The 16308-nt window shown below is 62.4% G+C and carries 15 protein-coding genes; 10 read left to right on the top strand and 5 right to left on the bottom strand.

Translation table 11 applies throughout. The features are described 5' to 3' along the window. The first annotated feature begins 35 nt into the window (after positions 1-35). From RFA01S_RS26775 to RFA01S_RS26745, 7 genes are all read left to right on the top strand, one after another. On the top strand, positions 36-1196 hold the full coding sequence (locus tag RFA01S_RS26775) for a hypothetical protein (protein ID WP_052060505.1): 1161 nt from the start codon (positions 36-38) through the stop codon (positions 1194-1196). Between the two features lie 91 nt (positions 1197-1287). Then, the gene (locus tag RFA01S_RS26770; RefSeq protein WP_051365202.1) at positions 1288-2586 is read left to right on the top strand and encodes a T3SS (YopN, CesT) and YbjN peptide-binding chaperone 1; all 1299 of its coding nucleotides are present in this window, start codon (positions 1288-1290) and stop codon (positions 2584-2586) included. A gap of 91 nt (positions 2587-2677) precedes the next feature. Further along, complete coding sequence (locus RFA01S_RS26765) at positions 2678-3697, top strand: AurF N-oxygenase family protein (RefSeq protein ID WP_032364396.1); 1020 nt, start codon at positions 2678-2680, stop codon at positions 3695-3697. A 61-nt stretch (positions 3698-3758) separates the two neighbouring features. Then, positions 3759-5357, top strand: a complete 1599-nt coding sequence (locus RFA01S_RS26760) for an FAD-dependent oxidoreductase (RefSeq protein WP_052060506.1) — start codon at positions 3759-3761, stop codon at positions 5355-5357. A gap of 171 nt (positions 5358-5528) precedes the next feature. Then, a complete protein-coding gene (locus RFA01S_RS26755) occupies positions 5529-6338 on the top strand; it encodes a serine hydrolase (protein ID WP_032364395.1) in 810 nt (269 codons plus the stop codon). Between the two features lie 90 nt (positions 6339-6428). Next, positions 6429-7745 carry a DUF2786 domain-containing protein gene (locus RFA01S_RS26750; protein WP_139278567.1) on the top strand — a complete coding sequence of 439 codons (1317 nt, stop codon included), beginning with the start codon at positions 6429-6431 and terminating at the stop codon, positions 7743-7745. A gap of 20 nt (positions 7746-7765) precedes the next feature. After that, a complete protein-coding gene (locus tag RFA01S_RS26745; protein ID WP_032406474.1) occupies positions 7766-9382 on the top strand; it encodes an AMP-binding protein in 1617 nt (538 codons plus the stop codon). Positions 9383-9391: 9 nt separating this feature from the next. Here RFA01S_RS26745 and RFA01S_RS26740 read toward each other — a convergent pair whose 3' ends face one another. Both RFA01S_RS26740 and RFA01S_RS26735 read right to left on the bottom strand, forming a co-directional pair. Further along, positions 9392-10987 (bottom strand): ABC-F family ATP-binding cassette domain-containing protein, encoded by a 1596-nt coding sequence (locus RFA01S_RS26740; protein ID WP_032406464.1) that lies wholly within the window; start codon positions 10985-10987, stop codon positions 9392-9394. A gap of 190 nt (positions 10988-11177) precedes the next feature. After that, on the bottom strand, positions 11178-11855 hold the full coding sequence (locus RFA01S_RS26735) for a SanA/YdcF family protein (RefSeq protein WP_052060508.1): 678 nt from the start codon (positions 11853-11855) through the stop codon (positions 11178-11180). Between the two features lie 314 nt (positions 11856-12169). Here RFA01S_RS26735 and RFA01S_RS26730 point away from each other — a divergent pair, with 314 nt between their 5' ends. After that, a complete protein-coding gene (locus RFA01S_RS26730; protein WP_027497711.1) occupies positions 12170-13543 on the top strand; it encodes a dicarboxylate/amino acid:cation symporter in 1374 nt (457 codons plus the stop codon). 60 nt (positions 13544-13603) lie between these two features. Here the strand turns inward: RFA01S_RS26730 and RFA01S_RS26725 are convergent, their stop codons facing one another. From RFA01S_RS26725 to RFA01S_RS26715, 3 genes are all read right to left on the bottom strand, one after another. Then, positions 13604-13999 carry a hypothetical protein gene (locus RFA01S_RS26725; protein ID WP_027497712.1) on the bottom strand — a complete coding sequence of 132 codons (396 nt, stop codon included), beginning with the start codon at positions 13997-13999 and terminating at the stop codon, positions 13604-13606. 12 nt (positions 14000-14011) lie between these two features. Continuing rightward, positions 14012-14569, bottom strand: a complete 558-nt coding sequence (locus tag RFA01S_RS26720; RefSeq protein ID WP_237606539.1) for a DUF3558 domain-containing protein — start codon at positions 14567-14569, stop codon at positions 14012-14014. Between the two features lie 73 nt (positions 14570-14642). Then, a complete protein-coding gene (locus tag RFA01S_RS26715) occupies positions 14643-15332 on the bottom strand; it encodes a DUF998 domain-containing protein (RefSeq protein ID WP_237606246.1) in 690 nt (229 codons plus the stop codon). Between the two features lie 123 nt (positions 15333-15455). Between RFA01S_RS26715 and RFA01S_RS26710 the strand changes: the two genes are divergently transcribed. Together RFA01S_RS26710 and RFA01S_RS26705 are read left to right on the top strand one after the other, a co-directional pair. Beyond that, the gene (locus tag RFA01S_RS26710; RefSeq protein ID WP_238325050.1) at positions 15456-15782 is read left to right on the top strand and encodes an ArsR/SmtB family transcription factor; all 327 of its coding nucleotides are present in this window, start codon (positions 15456-15458) and stop codon (positions 15780-15782) included. Positions 15783-15786: 4 nt separating this feature from the next. After that, positions 15787-16272, top strand: a complete 486-nt coding sequence (locus RFA01S_RS26705) for an SRPBCC family protein (RefSeq protein ID WP_032406467.1) — start codon at positions 15787-15789, stop codon at positions 16270-16272. Positions 16273-16308: the final 36 nt, after the last annotated feature.

The following is a 16308-nucleotide window of genomic DNA, read 5'->3' as shown; positions in this document are numbered from 1 at the left end:
CGAAACCGGACATGTCAGCGGATAAGCTGCGAGCCATGGGATCGAAGCGGCCTGCCAACCGCGGACAGAAACGTGCAGAAAAGACCAAGGCCCGGCAACGGCGTCACCAGCAATCTCGGCCGGCACCGACCGGTGTCGTATCCGAGCGGATCAGCGATCTGATCGACGGTTTCGTCGAGTGGCTCGACGAGAGCGAGATGTCGGAGCAGGCCGAGGCAATCTCACGGTTGGTGTCGTCGACACTGACCCAGTTGTCCGGTGCGCGCCACGGGTTCTCCCCCAGCGCGTGGATTCCCGCCGATGCGCACCTGCTGGTGGATGCTGCAGAACGCATTCTGCAGGAGGAATCGGAGACAGCCGAGGACACGGCAGTGAACCTCGTTCTCACGTCACTGCAGTATCTGACGTTCCTCGACGAGACCGATCTGTGGGACGGCAGCCCGGAGGACTACGCACACTGCATGGAAGACCTCTCCGACTTCCTCGAAGGCGACGAGCCCGACATGCTCGACGCAGACGACATCGATCTGCCGAACGTCTCGCTCGACCAAGAGCTTGCGGCCATTTCGGCTCTGCCGCTGTTGCCTGCGCTCGATGACATCGTTGCTCGCGTCGCCGACGGACTGGCAGTGTCGGACGACGTCCATCTACGCACCGCCATCCATCCCGCTCCGCTCGACCCCGCCGCACTCGCCGAGTCCTCGGACGTTGCAGCCGTCGATTACTGGTCGACGGCCATCGCGACCGAACTGGTCCGGATCGACGGCCACACGGCCAAGCTCGGCGACAACGCCCCGTCTCTGGCCAAGCGTGAGGCGGAGACCGTTCATGAGCTGGTTGCCGAACACGTCCGAGTGCAGCTGTCCGGAGACGCCGACGACCCCGACGTGTCCCGTTCGCTGGCCAACACGTTCGCGGTTCAGACCCTGCTGGCCGCGATGACCGACGAGCTGCCTCTGAACAACGAGGGCGAGGACTACGCCGATCTGGAGGGTGAGGACCTGCGGACGGCGCAGCTGATCGACCACCGGGTTCGATCGCTGATCGAGCAAGGCATTCTCGTGCGGATCGAAGAGGTCCTGGCGGTTCCACATGCGCTGCGTCCCGCTGTTCTGGACGGCGTGGCCGAGGCGCACCCTTTCGGGGCGCTGGACGAGGAGACGCACGAGCCGCTCGAGGACTCGGCGTCGTCGTGAACGCACTCGCGCGCGCCGAGACTCTGTCGGTGCTCGCCGCTAGCGTGACCGACGCCGCGTTATCTCAGCGCGATTCGGGTAAGGAGCCGACATGAGCGATTCACTCGAGTTCGACTTCGACGTCGACTCGGCATGGATGCACTTCCAACGCCGGCTCGGCGAGTACGTCAGCGCCATGCGCGACGGTGACGCCTTGGTGATCGAGTCTCGATACGACAGCACGGACGGCGTTCCGGACACCGCGGCCTGCGTCCAGTTCTACGCCTGGGATCTCGACATGGTTCGTTGCGAGCTGCCCGCCAACGAGCACCTACACAGTAGTCGCGCCATCACCGACGCTCAGCGAGAAGCACTGAACGCGTTGGGCTTTCGAACGTCTCGGGATTCCGAGCCGACGCCACCCCACGTCGACCGCAATCGCTCGTGGTCCGATGATCTGGCGAAGAAGACGGTCGCGGTGTTCCGTGACATCTGGGGCCTGCCACACCCGTCTTTTCTGAGTTCGCGGGCCACCGGACGCTACGACGTGCCGAGCTTCGAGGCCAGCACCGAACCCGTCTCGGCAGTCGTTCCACTGTGCGTGCAGCCGAAAGGGAAGGACCACCTGCAGCAACTCGTCGATCGTGCACTCGAACCCTGGTTCGGCTTTCCGCCCGATCACGACCCCGACGGCGACATCCCTCTGCGATTCGTCAACGGCACCGCATACGTCACGGTCAAATCCACCGAGCCGGTCGTCGAGATCAACTCGACGTTGGTGCACGCGGTCACCGGTCGCACCCGCGCGGCCGAGTTGCTGGTCGATCTCAACGTGCAGCTTCCGGATGTGATGTTGCATCTCGTCCAGGACTGCATCGTGGCCCAGGTACGTGTCAGCGGATCACCGTTCGTGGCCGATCACCTGCTGTGGGCGGTCCGGATGCTCTCGCACGTGTGGGAGCAGGTCGACGACAAGTTCGCCGAGGACTTCGGGGGCAGGCTCGGCGAACCGACCCCTCCGGTCCTCGAAGGTGACGACTTCCCGGACGGTCTGCTCGCGTTGATAGAGCTGATCGCGGATTCGCCCGATGCTGTCGAGCCACGCACCGTCCTCGAGTGCTGCTCTTCGGACCGTGACGTGGTCGTGTCGTATCTCCGCATCAGCGCCGAGCAGGAGGCATCGTGGCGCGGCATGGCGGTAGCCGCGGACCTGGGCGACGAACACTGCGATGTGGACGAGGCGGATCGCGAGGCCGCGAACTGGGGCAGCGCAGTGGCTGCCCTGCGGGAGGTGCTGCGGAGCACCCCCGAACAGGTCACTCCTGTGGTCGATCCGTCGGCGATCCAATTGCAGCTGTTCGAGACCGACGAAGTCGCGGAGGTGTCCGACGAGCGTTCGGACGATCAGTAGCGCCGTCCGAACTGAAAAGTTTCGACGGGCTTCCCTTTCATGTTAACTGGGGTTACATTAACTCCATGTTCGCATCACGTTTGGAGAAGCCATGACACTGACGACCGGCACCACGTCCGTTTCGGTGGACATCGACGCCACGGACGAGCAGCAGTACAACGAAACACTCACGTTGCTGTCCGAGGGTTCGGTGCACAAACACTTCGATCCTTACGTCGACATCGACTGGGAGTCCGAGAAGTTCGCGGTTCCCGCCAATGATCCCCGCTGGGTATTGCCCGCCAAGACCGACCCGATCGGGGGTCATGACTGGTACAAGTCCCTGCCGTTGGACCGGCAGATCGAGATCGGCATGTGGCGTCAGGCCAATGTCGCCAAGGTCGGCCTGCAGTTCGAGAACATACTGATCCGCGGCATGATGCAGTACGTATTCTCGCTGCCCAACGGTTCGGCCGAGGCGCGCTACTGCACCCACGAATCCATCGAAGAGTGCAACCACACCCTGATGTTCCAGGAGATGGTCAATCGGGTGGGTTCCGACGCTCCCGGCATGAGTCGACCGATGAAGATGCTTTCGCCGTTCATCCCTCTGTTCGCGACGCTGCTACCCGAATTGTTCTTCGTCGGCGTCCTCGCAGGCGAGGAACCCATCGACCACATCCAGAAGTCGGTGCTTCGCTCCGGCGAAGAGATCCATCCGATCATGCAGAGCGTGATGGCCATTCACGTGGCCGAAGAGGCTCGCCACATCTCCTTCGCGCACCAGCTCCTGCGTCGTCGTGTGCCCAAGATGTCCAAGATCGGACGCTTCCTGCTGTCGCTGGCCTTCCCCGTCACGATGCGCATTCTGTGCGACGTCATCGTCATCCCGCCGAAGAAATTCTGGACGAAGTTCGACATTCCGAAGAGTGTCAAGAAGGACCTCTTCTGGGGAACCGAGCAGTCGCAGCACGCTCTGCAGGACTACTTCGGTGATGTGCGCATGCTGGCCACCGATACCGGAATGATGAACCGGGCGGCTCGCCTGATGTGGAAGCTGTGTGGAATCGACGGCAAGGCATCACGTTTCCGTAGTGAGCCGGACCGCAGCTCCAGCCAGTTCGCCGCATAGCCCTCTCGACACCCCACGCGCCAGTTATCCGTACAGCAGCGCCCGCCGTCAGGAACCCCACATGCCCCACGTCGTCACCCAATCATGTTGCAGCGACGCGTCGTGCGTCTACGCGTGCCCCGTCAACTGCATACACCCCACCCCCGACGAGCCGGACTTCCTGACGGCGGAAATGCTGCACATCGACCCGCAATCGTGTGTCGACTGTGGTGCCTGTGTGTCGGCCTGCCCGGTGGACGCCATCGTTCCCCAGGCCAAACTGACCGAGGCTCAACTTCCGTTCCTGACCATCAACGCCGACTTCTACAAGCAGGAGCGGCCGCCACGGCCGATTCTGGCTCCGGTCACGCCGGCCGCCTCGGTGTCGAGAGATCGCCAACCGCTCCGGGTGGCGATCGTCGGGTCCGGGCCCTCGGCGATGTACGCGGCCGACGAGCTGCTCACGCAGCCGGGGGTCAGCGTCGATGTCTACGATCGGCTTCCGCAACCGCACGGTCTGGCACGCCTGGGTGTTGCACCCGACCACCAGAAGACGCGTCAAGTGTCACGGCTGTTCGAAACCATCTCGGCGCAAGAGGGATTCACCTATCACCTCGGCGTCGAGGTAGGAAAAGACGTGACGCACGACGAGTTGATGGACACCCATCACGCTGTGATCTATGCGGTCGGAGCGTCGTCGGATCGCGAACTCGGTATCCCCGGAGCCGAACTGCCTGGGCGCACTTCGGCGACCGACTTCGTCGCCTGGTACAACGGTCATCCCGATCACGCTCACCGGACGTTCGATCTGTCGCACGAACGAGCGGTCGTCATCGGCAACGGCAACGTCGCACTCGACGTGGCCCGGATCCTGACCATGGACCCCGACGCACTCGCCGCGACCGACATCGCCCCCCACGCCTTGGAAGCACTGCGCCACAGTGCCATTCGAGAGGTAATGGTCGTCGGTCGGCGTGGCGTGGCGCAATCCGCGTTCACCGTGCCCGAATTCGCGGGACTGCTGACCGTCCCCGATATCGATCTCACCGTCGATCGCAGCGAGCTCGCACTGGATCCGGTGACGATACGACTGGCCGGCACCAACGACCTGCCTCACGCGGTCGCCCAGAAGCTGCAACTGCTGCGGCACGTCGACGAGTCACCCGAGCACATCGACGGCCGAAAGCGCGTCACGCTGCGCTACCTGCTCTCCCCCACTCGAATCCTGGGCACGGATCGGGTCACCGGGGTCGAGTTCGAGCGCATGGGTCTGACCGCCGACACCGACGATGTGGTGCGCAGCACCGCCACCGGCGAGATCGAAACGATCGACGCCGGCCTCGTCCTCACCTCGATCGGATACCGCGGCGTCGCGCTGCCAGGGATTCCGTTCGATCAGGCAGTCGGCATCATCCCCAACCTCGGCGGCCGCGTACTCGAGGAAGTGGGCGGATCCCCGTCGACCGGTGCGTACGTCACCGGGTGGATCAAGAGAGGACCTTCGGGCTTCATCGGCACCAACAAATCGTGTGCTCAGGAGACCGTCGGACATCTGGTCGACGACTTCAACACAGGCCGCCTGACCGATCCGATCGATCTGCCGAGCGCATGGACGGCGAGCCCGGGTCGAGGGTCGCTGCGTCGCTCGAAAGACAAATTGCTGGCACTGCGCCGATCCTGACTGATCGGCTCCGACACCCCACCCGGTCGGGATCAATGCGACTGTCAGTCGTTCTGAGTGCAACAAAGCCACATTCATCCGGGCAGGGGTGAGGTTGAAGCGTCTACTATTAGGGTAGGTACTTTCATCGGCCACCGATTCGCGGCGGGCCAACACCTCGAGGAGACCGAGATGCCGGGCCTGCGTCGCATCACAGCCACAGCCGCTGTCCCATTTGTCGGAATTGCCATCGCGCTCGCGTGCGCCGCACCGGCGCAGGCTCTGCCCACACCGGGCGATCTGGCAGATGTGCCGGCGCGGACGTCGATCTCGTACGAACACGTTCCGACGGGTACGTACGTCGGCAGCGCAGAGGACAATTCGGCACGCCCGGGGTTGTCGACGGTCAAGCTCTACATGGCCGACTACGTCGTGCGTTTCGGAGACGGTTCGCCGCGAGATCGCGACCTGGCCGCACGCATGGTCCAGGTCAGTGACGACGGTGCCGCCTCGGTACTCGACAACAAATATCCCCAGGCCATCGATTCGACGGCAACGAAGTTCGGACTCACCTCTACCTCGCGGGGCGGTTTCTGGGGCAGTTCCTACACCAGCACAGCCGACACCGTGCGATTCCTGGCGGCGAAGAAGCGAACAGACCCCGCCAGCCCGGTCCTCGGCTGGATGAACTCCGCCGCACCGGTTGCAGCCGACGGAACCGTGCAGGACTGGGGCACCCAGCAACTACCCGGCGTGACCGGTAGCAAATGGGGATGGGCCGACGACGGATCGAGCGTGGTTGCGTCCGCGTCGATCGGTGACGAATTCGTCGTGGCTTCCAACACGTATGGACCGCGCCGCTCACAGACCGACGACGTCCTGGCAGCGCTCGGCGGCGTCGAGTTGACGGCACCGCCCGCTGCTTCTCCTGTACCGAACCTTCCCGTGATTCCCGGCCTGCCGTCGGTGGAAGAACTGCTGCTGATGCTCGCTCCTCGCTGACATGTTCGAATAACTTGTCGGACCCCTCCCCTACTCTGCGATTCACCGAAAAGTTCGGGGACCACACCGGGGGACGTGGAGGGGACGACGATGAGTCGTATCGATCTGGACAGCTTTCAAAATATTCACCGCACCGGTCAAATCCGGCCGGACGCGGATCCGGTTCGCCTCGTCGAAATGGGCCTCGACTACGCCACTCGAGGGTCAGGGTGGAAGGCGTACGTTCGGCTGGTTGCAGACCGTCTCGCGAAACTCGAGTGCACGCCCGAAGTCGATCCTGCGTACGCCGTATCAGCACGGATACTCGACCACTCTGTCGACAGGTTGTTCGAGATCGGTTGGCAGCCGGCCGAACTCGCGCACGCTACTCGAAAGATGGTCGGGGGCGCGGCCGGATTGCTCGTGGTGGAGGCGGTCGCCACCCATGCGGGGCGTTCCTCTGCCCTCACCAACGCACCCGATTCCTGGCGAGAGCAACTGATCGATCTGAAAATCGATTCCACCGCAGGCGTGTCCGTCGAACGCCTCCGAAGGTGGTGTGCGAGGCCTCGGGTCTCCACGTCCGACTCCTGGAACACGGTGTTGACCGTCCTCGGTCATACGACCTCACTGGGTTCACTCGACAAGCTGGTTCCCATTCCATCGCAGTGGTCGTCGGTTCGATCCTCGCCCGCACCGTCATCGGCCCACAAGAGTGGCGTCTCGGATCCCAAGATGCTGGGCAAGATCCGGGGGTTACTGGCAAAGGCGGAGTCCACCCAGTTTCCGGCCGAGGCCGAGGCGTTTTCGGCGAAGGCTCAAGATCTCATGACCCGCTATGCCATCGACCATGCGCGGCTCGAGTCCGACAACCCGCGCGGTTCGATCGGCGACGTGACCACCCGCCGCATCTTGGTCGACAGTCCGTACTCGGAGGCCAAGTCTCTTCTCCTGCATAGTGTTTGCGAAGCAAATGGTGCCCGAACCCTGTGGTACAAGCGATTCGCTCTGGTCAACATCGTCGGGCTCGAAGTCGATCTGGATTTGTGCGAACTGCTGTTCACATCGCTACTCGTGCAGTCTTCTCGCGCACTCGACGAACTCGCCGAATCACCGGAAGCCCGAGGTCGCAGCTTCAGGAAATCTTTTCTGATCGCGTACGCCCACCGTATCGGCCAGCGCTTGCTGGAAGCTCGGGAGCGAGCTACAAAGGCGGCGTCGGAGCATCACGGTAGCGCCTTGCTGCCGATCTTGGCCGAGCGCAGCGATGCCGTGAACAAGGCATTCACGGCCATGTATCCCTCGACAACGGAGGTGCGTATCGAGGCACGCGATCATGCGGGTCGACGTGCAGGCCGTGCCGCCGCCGAACGCGCCGACCTTACCGGTGGGCGCGAACGTATCGACAAATCAGATCTGGCCTCGTAGTGCGCGCTACATTGGCTGACATGACCGGTCTGGATACTCCGCTGACACCACTTCGCTTTCTCGAACGCGCTGCAGAGGTTCGTCCCCACAAGATCGCCGTAGAGGATGGTCCGCGCACCTTCACCTACGAACAGTTCGCCGCCGCCGTCACCCGGCTCGCGCATGCACTGCGCGCGTCGGGGGTCGGCCACGGCGATCGGGTGGCCTACATTGCGTCGAACTCGGCAGAGCTGCTGTTCGCGCATTACGCGGTGCCACTGGCCGGTGCCGTTCTGGTCGCGATCAACACCAGGCTCTCGCCGGACGAAGTTCGGTACATCTGCGATCACTCCGGTTCGGTTCTGTTGGTGGGTGATTCGGCACTGCTGGCCGGTCTCGGAACAGATCCCATCGCAGATTCGGTCACCGAGATCGTCGAGACCCCCTCGGTGGACGGCACGTACGACAGGCTGCCGCACACCACGCGATACGACGCGTTCCTCGAACGGGGCACGGACGAACCGATGGATTGGGAGGTCGACGACGAGACGTCGACCATCACGATCAACTACACCTCGGGCACCACCGGTCGACCCAAGGGCGTGATGTACACCCACCGCGGTGCTTACCTCAACTCCCTGGGAGAACTTCACCACCAGGGATTCGGGGTCGACACCCGATATCTGTGGACTCTGCCGATGTTCCACTGCAACGGGTGGTGCACCACGTGGGCGGTCACAGCCGCGTCCGGCACACACGTGTGCCTTCGCGGAGTGCGCGGCGACGCCATCTGGTCGGCCATCGACAACGGCGTCGATCACCTGGCCGGTGCGCCGACCGTGTTGACCACTCTCGCCACTGCTGCAGAGGCACATTCACTCGATCGACCGTTGACCATCGTCACTGCGGGAGCTCCTCCGAGCCCGACGATCATCGCCAAGATTCGAGCATTGGGAGCAACGCTCGTACACGTCTACGGCCTCACCGAAACCTACGGTCCGTATTCGGTGTGCGAGGCGAAGCAGGAATGGCTCGAACTGGACGCTGACGAACAGGCCCGTCGCTTGGCTCGACAAGGAGTCGGCATGCTCACCGCAGACCGTCTGCGCGTGGTCCGCGACAAGCCTGGCCCCAGTGGGGTTTTGATCGATGTCGAGCCCGACGGCACCGAAATGGGTGAGATCGTCATGCGCGGCAACAACGTCATGAAGGGGTATTACAACGACACAGCCGGAACGACACAGGCTTTCGCGGGCGGCTGGTTCCATTCCGGTGACCTCGGGGTGATGCATCCCGACGGCTACGTTCAGCTACTCGATCGCGCCAAGGACGTCGTCATTTCCGGCGGCGAGAACATCTCCACCATCGAGGTGGAACAGGCACTGGCGAGCCATCCTGCCGTCGCGGACGTTGCGGTCATCGGGGTGCCCGACGACAAGTGGGGAGAGCGGCCGAAGGCGTTCGTGGTGCTGGTGGCCGGCGTGGACGTCTCGGAAGCCGAGCTCGTGGCGCACGTGAAATCGGCCATCGCGTCGTACAAGGCTCCGCGCAACGTCGAGTTCATCGTCGAGCTGCCGAAGACATCGACGGGCAAGATCAGGAAGAAGGAGTTGCGCGACGCCGAGTGGGGCACGTCCGCGTTCAAGATCAACGGATAGCAACTCTGGTCACGCCATCTGCACACCGGCGATTTCGGTGACGCCGCCCTTGCCGTCGAACGACAGCTGCCGAAATGCCACCTTCTCGACGAAGAACCTGTCGTGGCTCACCAGAATCACCGCGCCGGGAAAGGCCGTCAGCGCACGTTCGAGCACCTGGGTGCTCTGTAGGTCGAGGTGGTTGGTGGGCTCGTCGAGCACGATGACGCCTGCGCCGAACAACAGGCACTGCGCCAATGCAACTCGTGCCTTCTGCCCTCCGGACAGCACGCCGATCTTCGATTTCAGATCCATCTCGGAGAACTGCAGCAACGTGAGAAAGCGGTGGACTTCCTTCTTCGTCGCCGTCAGAGCGAGACTGCCCGGCATCGCGTTGACCGAGTGCGAGACAGTGTCGTCGAGATCGAGATCGGCGAGCACCTGGTTGTAATAGATGAAGGACGGTGCCTTGGTCTTCCATTTGATCTTGCCACTGTCGGGTTGCTCGGCACCGACGAGGATGTCGACCAGCGTGGTCTTTCCGCATCCATTGGGCCCAGTGATGGCGATACGGTCACCGCGGTGCACGGTGAACGAGATGTTCTCGAAGAGTCGTTGCTCGCCATAGCTTTTCGCGATTCCCGTGATCTCCGCGAGGTTGTCGTGCACATGCAAACCGCCGTAGATTGCGGTGACCACCGTGTCGACCGGGCGGGGGCTCTTGCTCTTCTTGATGTTCGCCAGTCGACGTTTGAGCACTCCGCTGGGGTTCTTCACTGCTTCCTTACGATCACTGATCGCTTCTTGCTCGTAGGCCAGCAGCTGCTGTTCGTTGCTGAACTCACGTTCGAGGTTCTTGAGTCGAAACTGCTTCTGCTGCACGTATTCCGAGTAGCTACCGTCGTAGGTCTGCAGGTGATGGTTCTCGATTTCGACGATGCTGGTGACGACCTGCTCGAGGAATGCGCGGTCGTGCGAGACAACGAGTAGCGCACCGCGGAAGTCTCGTAGCCAGCGTTCGAGCCACGCGATTCCGGCAACATCGAGGAAGTTCGTCGGCTCGTCGAGGAGCAGGACGTCCGGGGCCTCGATGAGGATCTTGGCCAACGCCGCGCGGTTGCGCCAACCACCGGACAGTCGATCGACGGGGAGCTCCCGTCGTTCGGCGTTGAATCCGAGCATCGACAACACGGTGTCGATCTGTTGGTGGTAGGTCCAACCGCCACTGTTCTCCATGGCGTCGAGCAGTTCGGCTTGGCGGTCGACGAGCTTGTACATCTGCTTCTCGTCCAGGTCACCGCCCAATGCGGCCTCGACCTCGGCCAACTCGGTCTCGATTGCATGGACAGCACCGAAGAGAGATTCGAGCTCCGCTTGGATGCTGCGATCGCCGTCCAGTTCGGAGAACTGCGAGAAGTAGCCGATGCGAGCACCCTCGGTGACGTCGACGGTCCCCGAATCCGGGGTCTCTCGGCCGAGGAGAAGCTGTAGCAGGGTGGTCTTGCCCGTTCCGTTGCGGCCGATCAGACCGATGCGATCGCCGTCGGCGAGGCGGAAGAACACCTCACGCAACATCACCTTCTGGTCGTATCCCTTGGCAACGTCGTTCAAGCGAATCCAGCTCAAGCGTCCACTCCTGTAAAGCACGGGGTTCGCTGAGTCGTCGAACCGACTCGCTCACTGTAGTCGCGTCTGCGCGAACACTCCGCGTCGCCGATCAGTTGACCAGCCGCGGATCAGCTCCCCGGACTCGACATGCAGGCGCCGATCGGCGTCATACTTCCCAATCTGAGGAGCCGATCTCCCACGGGCACACTTATCGCCCTGTGATTGTCGCAAGTGAATCGTTCGGCGGGGACACGACGACTGGGTCGCGCCCTGACCACAGATCGAGAACTGCTTTGGGGCGTGCCAACAACTCTCGTGCGTAGTTCCGCACAACAGCGAGCGTGTTGCAGTCGATGCAGCCGGCAGTCACACCGTCGATCTCCAAATCCATGTCCTCGCACAGTGCGACGGCACGGGAGACATGAAGGGGTTGACTGATGATGAGTCCACGTTCGACGCCGAACGTCTCTTTCGCGCGGGCGCACGTGTCGTAGGTATCGATGCCGTGGTCGTCACCGACGATGACGTCAGGGTCGATTCCATGCTCGATCAGGTACTCGGTCATAGCCTGAATCTCGTTGCCGGACTTGCCGTCTGCATCACCGGAGACAAGGATTGCCTTGATCTTTCCTGCCTCCATCAACTGAATGGCGGTGTCGAGCCGACCGGCGAGAAAGCGCATCGGTTTGCCGTCTCGCACCTGGGCGCCGAGAACGATCCCTACCGGCGCGTCCGGTGCGTCGTCGACGTCGTAGACCTTGCCCGCCGTCGCGTACGCAACCCATCCGGCCGACGCCAGAACGACCGCGACCAGCGCGGCGACAACAGCGCACATCGCTTGTACCAGTCGCCGAACCAGTCCTCGAGGCTTTGCTGTCGTACTCATGATCTCGTTTCGTCGGCTGCGGAAAACTCAACGTAGCTCACGAAATCGGCGAACCGTCGATCGCGCAGCGCACCCTCATCGATTCCACAGTGAACCCTCAGAAGAACCCTGCCTGTCGCGGCAATTGTCGGACGAGTACCGTCTTACCAGTGAATCCGCTGCTGACCTCTCGACGCTACGTCGACTTGCGTCTGCAAGCCAGCGCTACCTGTTGACGGTCCTCTAGACCGCAACCTCTCCGTCGGGCACATCGTCCCGGTGAGCACTTTCTCGCCCACCTCTGTCGGCGTCTCTTCTTTTCGAAAGGCATAACCATGTCTGCGCCCAGCGCTACCCGTACGCGCCGTGTCCCCACCTGGGCAACCGCGTTCGGTCCACAAATCGTTGCCGGTCTCGTACTCGGTGTCGTGTTCGGGCTGATCGCTCGATCGATGCCCGACGCGGCCGACGGCAACGAAAACTGGTTGGTCGGTACCCTCTCGACCATCGGTTCGAGCTACGTCAAGCTGCTCACCGTCGCGGTCATTCCGCTGGTCTTCACGGCCATCGTCAGTTCCATCGCCAATCTTCGTGAAGTCACGAACGCTGCACGTCTGGCAATCCAGACGCTGTGGTGGTTCGCCATCACGGCGTTCATCGCGGTGATCATCGGCATCGTCATCGGTCTGGTCGCCCAGCCCGGATCGCGGACCAGCGCTGGGGCGGACTCGGCAGGAGATCCGTCCAGCGTCGGATCCTGGTGGTCGTTCCTCACCGGTTTGGTGCCGAACAACTTCCTCGCGCTCGGTGCGAAGACCACGGTTGCCGAGAGCGGTACCGCGACCACGTCGTTGAGCTTCAACATCCTGCAGTTGCTGGTGATCGCCGCTGCCATCGGTATCGCTGCACTCAAGGTCGGCAAGAAGGCCGAGCCCTTCCTCGCGTTCAACGCCTCGTTGCTGGCCATTGTCCAGAAGGTGCTGTGGTGGATCATTCGCCTCGCGCCGATCGGCACTGCTGCTCTGATCGGCAATGCTGTGGCCACCTACGGCTGGGACGCCATCGGTTCGCTCGGAGTGTTCACCGTCTCGATCTACGTCGGCCTGGCTGTTGTGTTCTTCGTGGTGTACCCGTTGATCGTTCGCGCTCATGGTCTTTCGGTGCGCGCCTTCTACTCGGGCGTGTGGCCCGCGACCCAGCTCGGTTTCGTCTCGCGATCGTCGATCGGCACTCTGCCTCTCACCGAGCGCGTCACCGAACGCAACCTGGGCGTGCCGCGTGAGTACGCCTCGTTTGCGGTACCGCTCGGGGCGACGACGAAGATGGACGGTTGCGCGGCAATCTATCCCGCCATCGCAGCACTGTTCGTCGCGCAGTTCTACGGTATCGACCTGACCATCACCGACTACCTGCTGATCATCGTCGTGTCTGTGATCGGTTCAGCGGCAACAGCAGGAACGACAGGCGCGACGGTGATGCTGACTCTTACGCTGTCGACCTTGGGACTGCCTCTCGCCGGCGTCGGCCTGCTGCTCGCAGTGGAACCGATCGTCGACATGGGCCGTACCGCGGTCAATGTCACCGGCCAGGCTCTGGTGCCGACCATCGTCGCCAAGCGGGAAGGCATCTTGAATCTCGAGCGCTACAACGCTCCGCGAAACGGCGATCCCTTCGTCGACGAGGAAGCCGAAGTGGAACTGGCTCGCTAGCAGGACGTTTCGAGCGACCGATCCCGACGACCGAGCAACTGGGTCGTCGGGATTTTTCGTCTATCGCGGTGGCGACAGCGCTTCGACCGATGCCGCGGTAGCACTGTCCACGGCCTCGACACTCGCGAAATAGTGTCGAAAGAACTCGCGCATGGTCTTGATGATCTCGATCTGCTGCTTGATCACAAAGCGAGCGGAGCCTTCTTCGCCGACAGCAAGGCGATGGAATTTGGCTCCGAGTTGTTGGGCTGACGGCAGATTGCCAAAAGCTTCAGGCCTCGACAGACCATTGGTCATCTCGAGCATCCTGGACAGGTCGAGCAAATAAATCTCGCATGCCCTGTCACACCGCTGGGCAACGTCCGATTCGACCGAGAGCTCGCCTGCGGAGGCTCGGTCCCGCAGCATCTGCCAATGAATGAGGTTGTCGGTGAGTCCGAACGATCTGTCGGTCATGCGTCTACTTCCTCACTTCGGTAGGTGCAGCTCGAGCTCGATTGCGTGCTCCATAACCTCTTCGCACGGATCACCCAAGGTGTCTTCTGAACCAATCGTGTCCACCACGAAAATGATCAGATTTCCGTTCACGTCAAGTGCGATGTCACATCCAGTTGGCGGGTTTCCTTGGTAGTCGGAGTTGTATTGAACTGCGTCACGCGAGCCGACCTGGACTGAGAGTTGCCGCTCGTTCTGTGGACTACGCAGATACTCGTCGATCGAGTTGATCGACGACATGACGGACAGGTAGTGCCAGGCCTCCGGCCCTCGTGCATCCCACGTGCAGTTCTTCCAACCCGGGTATGTGGTGATTCCTGCGAAGTCCGGCCGTTCCGTACTCACGTCCAAGCCGCTTGCTGTCACCGCAGATTTCGGGATAGTGCATGGATCGAATGGCTCTCGTGGACCCGGTGTCACCGCCGACGTGGATGTGTCCTCGCTCGCGACCGGGCTTCCATCTGTCGAGCCGACGCATCCCGTCAGCAACAGCACCGCGCTGCACGCCACAGCAATTCGACGTCCGGACATCACACGCATTCATCCAACCTCTCGACGCCGACGGCACTGACAGGTTGGACGCACGCAACGCGCGATCGGTTCCCTAGACGGGCTGCGAGGCCTCGATCTCCTGTGACTTCACGGAAGCAGGACTCCTACGTTCGGCTGCCCACACCCACAAGGCCAGCGAGATCAATGCGATCACTTCGGCAACGACGAGCACGCGCTCCACGTAGCCGAGGGTGACCACCCGATACCAGGGTCGCGTGCCGACGGCACCGACAACGAGTGCGTATGCGATCGGGAGCAGCGTGCAGACGGACAGCAGGCTCAGCCACAGTGTCGTTCGTGCCCGGACAGTCCATGGCCCCTGCCGAATCCAGGGCCGCGAGAACGCGAAGACCGCGACGGGGATGCTGACGAACGCCACTGCGGCACCGAGTCGGTGGATCGTCCCGCCGAGGCTCAGCGACGCGTCGTTCGACCAATCCTGCTTCGGCACGGCGACAACGGCAACAAGGCCGATCGTCCACAGCATCAGACACAAGGACGCTACCGAGGTGGGTCGGGTGAGCCGTTGTCGCACCGCGGCCAGCAGAGTGAAAGCAGAACCCAACGCGAGCAGGACGACCCCGATCGAGAACACCCACTGCTGTGCGCCGAGTCCGTATTCACTGATCGTGCGCCGAAGGTGCGAAGGCGTCTGCCATGCAGTGTGAGCATCGAGAACCAGAACGACCAGCGCTCCCAACGCGATCGACACGGTGCCGACCTCGGCCGGACGTATCGACACGAAGACCCCTCTCCCGGACGACGTCGGTCGCGTCCGACCTCCATGGTGCCCGAACCGTTGCTCGAACCCCCTTGACGGAGAATCCAGGGAGGCATAACGTACAACCAAATGGTTGTAGATGAGATGAAGGAAGCAGAAATCGACCGCCTCTTCCAGGCGTTCGCCGACACGACGCGGCGCGACATCGTGACGAGAGTGACGGACCGCGAGCACTCGGTATCCGAACTGGCCTCTCACTACGCCATGAGTTTTGCCGCTGTACAGAAGCACGTGGCGGTTCTCGAACGCGCTGCGGTTGTCACCAAGCACAAGCGCGGCCGGGAGCAGATCGTGCAGGTTCGGTTGGACACCATCGCTCGAGCACGGACCGTACTCGATGCCTACGAAGAGATCTGGCGACATCGCATCGACCGGATCGACGAGATACTCGGCGAAGACCCGAAGGGATAGCACCATGCCGTTCATCAGCTCATACAAGGACGCGGAGAACTTGACCGTAACGCTGGTCGCCGAGTTCGACGCGAAGGTCGACCGCGTATGGCGGATCTGGTCGGACCCTCGACAGCTCGAACGATGGTGGGGACCACCGACGTGGCCCGCGACCTTCGAGAGCCACGACTTCGTGCCGGGCGGTAAAGCGTCGTACTACATGACCGGCCCCGAGGGCGAAAAGGCCGCTGGCTGGTGGATTTTCACCGACATCACCGAGCCGACGACGCTCTCGTTCGACGACGGGTTCGCCGACGACTCGGGCAACCCGTCGCCGACGATGCCAGTCACTCACGCCACCGCGATTCTCGATGATCTCGACGGCAGAACGCGTATGACCATTCGGTCGCGCTTCGACTCCCTCGACCAGCTCGAACAACTCGTTGAGATGGGCATGGACGAAGGTATGGCCTTGGCACTGGGCCAGATCGACGCCATCGTTGCCGATTGATCGTTGTGCGCGGAAACTCGGTCTCTGCTACGTGTT

Origin of the sequence: Rhodococcoides fascians NBRC 12155 = LMG 3623 (assembly GCF_001894785.1) — a bacterium.
Classification (GTDB): Bacteria; Actinomycetota; Actinomycetes; order Mycobacteriales; family Mycobacteriaceae; genus Rhodococcoides; species Rhodococcoides fascians.
The sequence above is the reverse complement of the archived record's forward strand: the minus strand, read 5'-3'. Positions and strand labels throughout refer to the sequence as shown.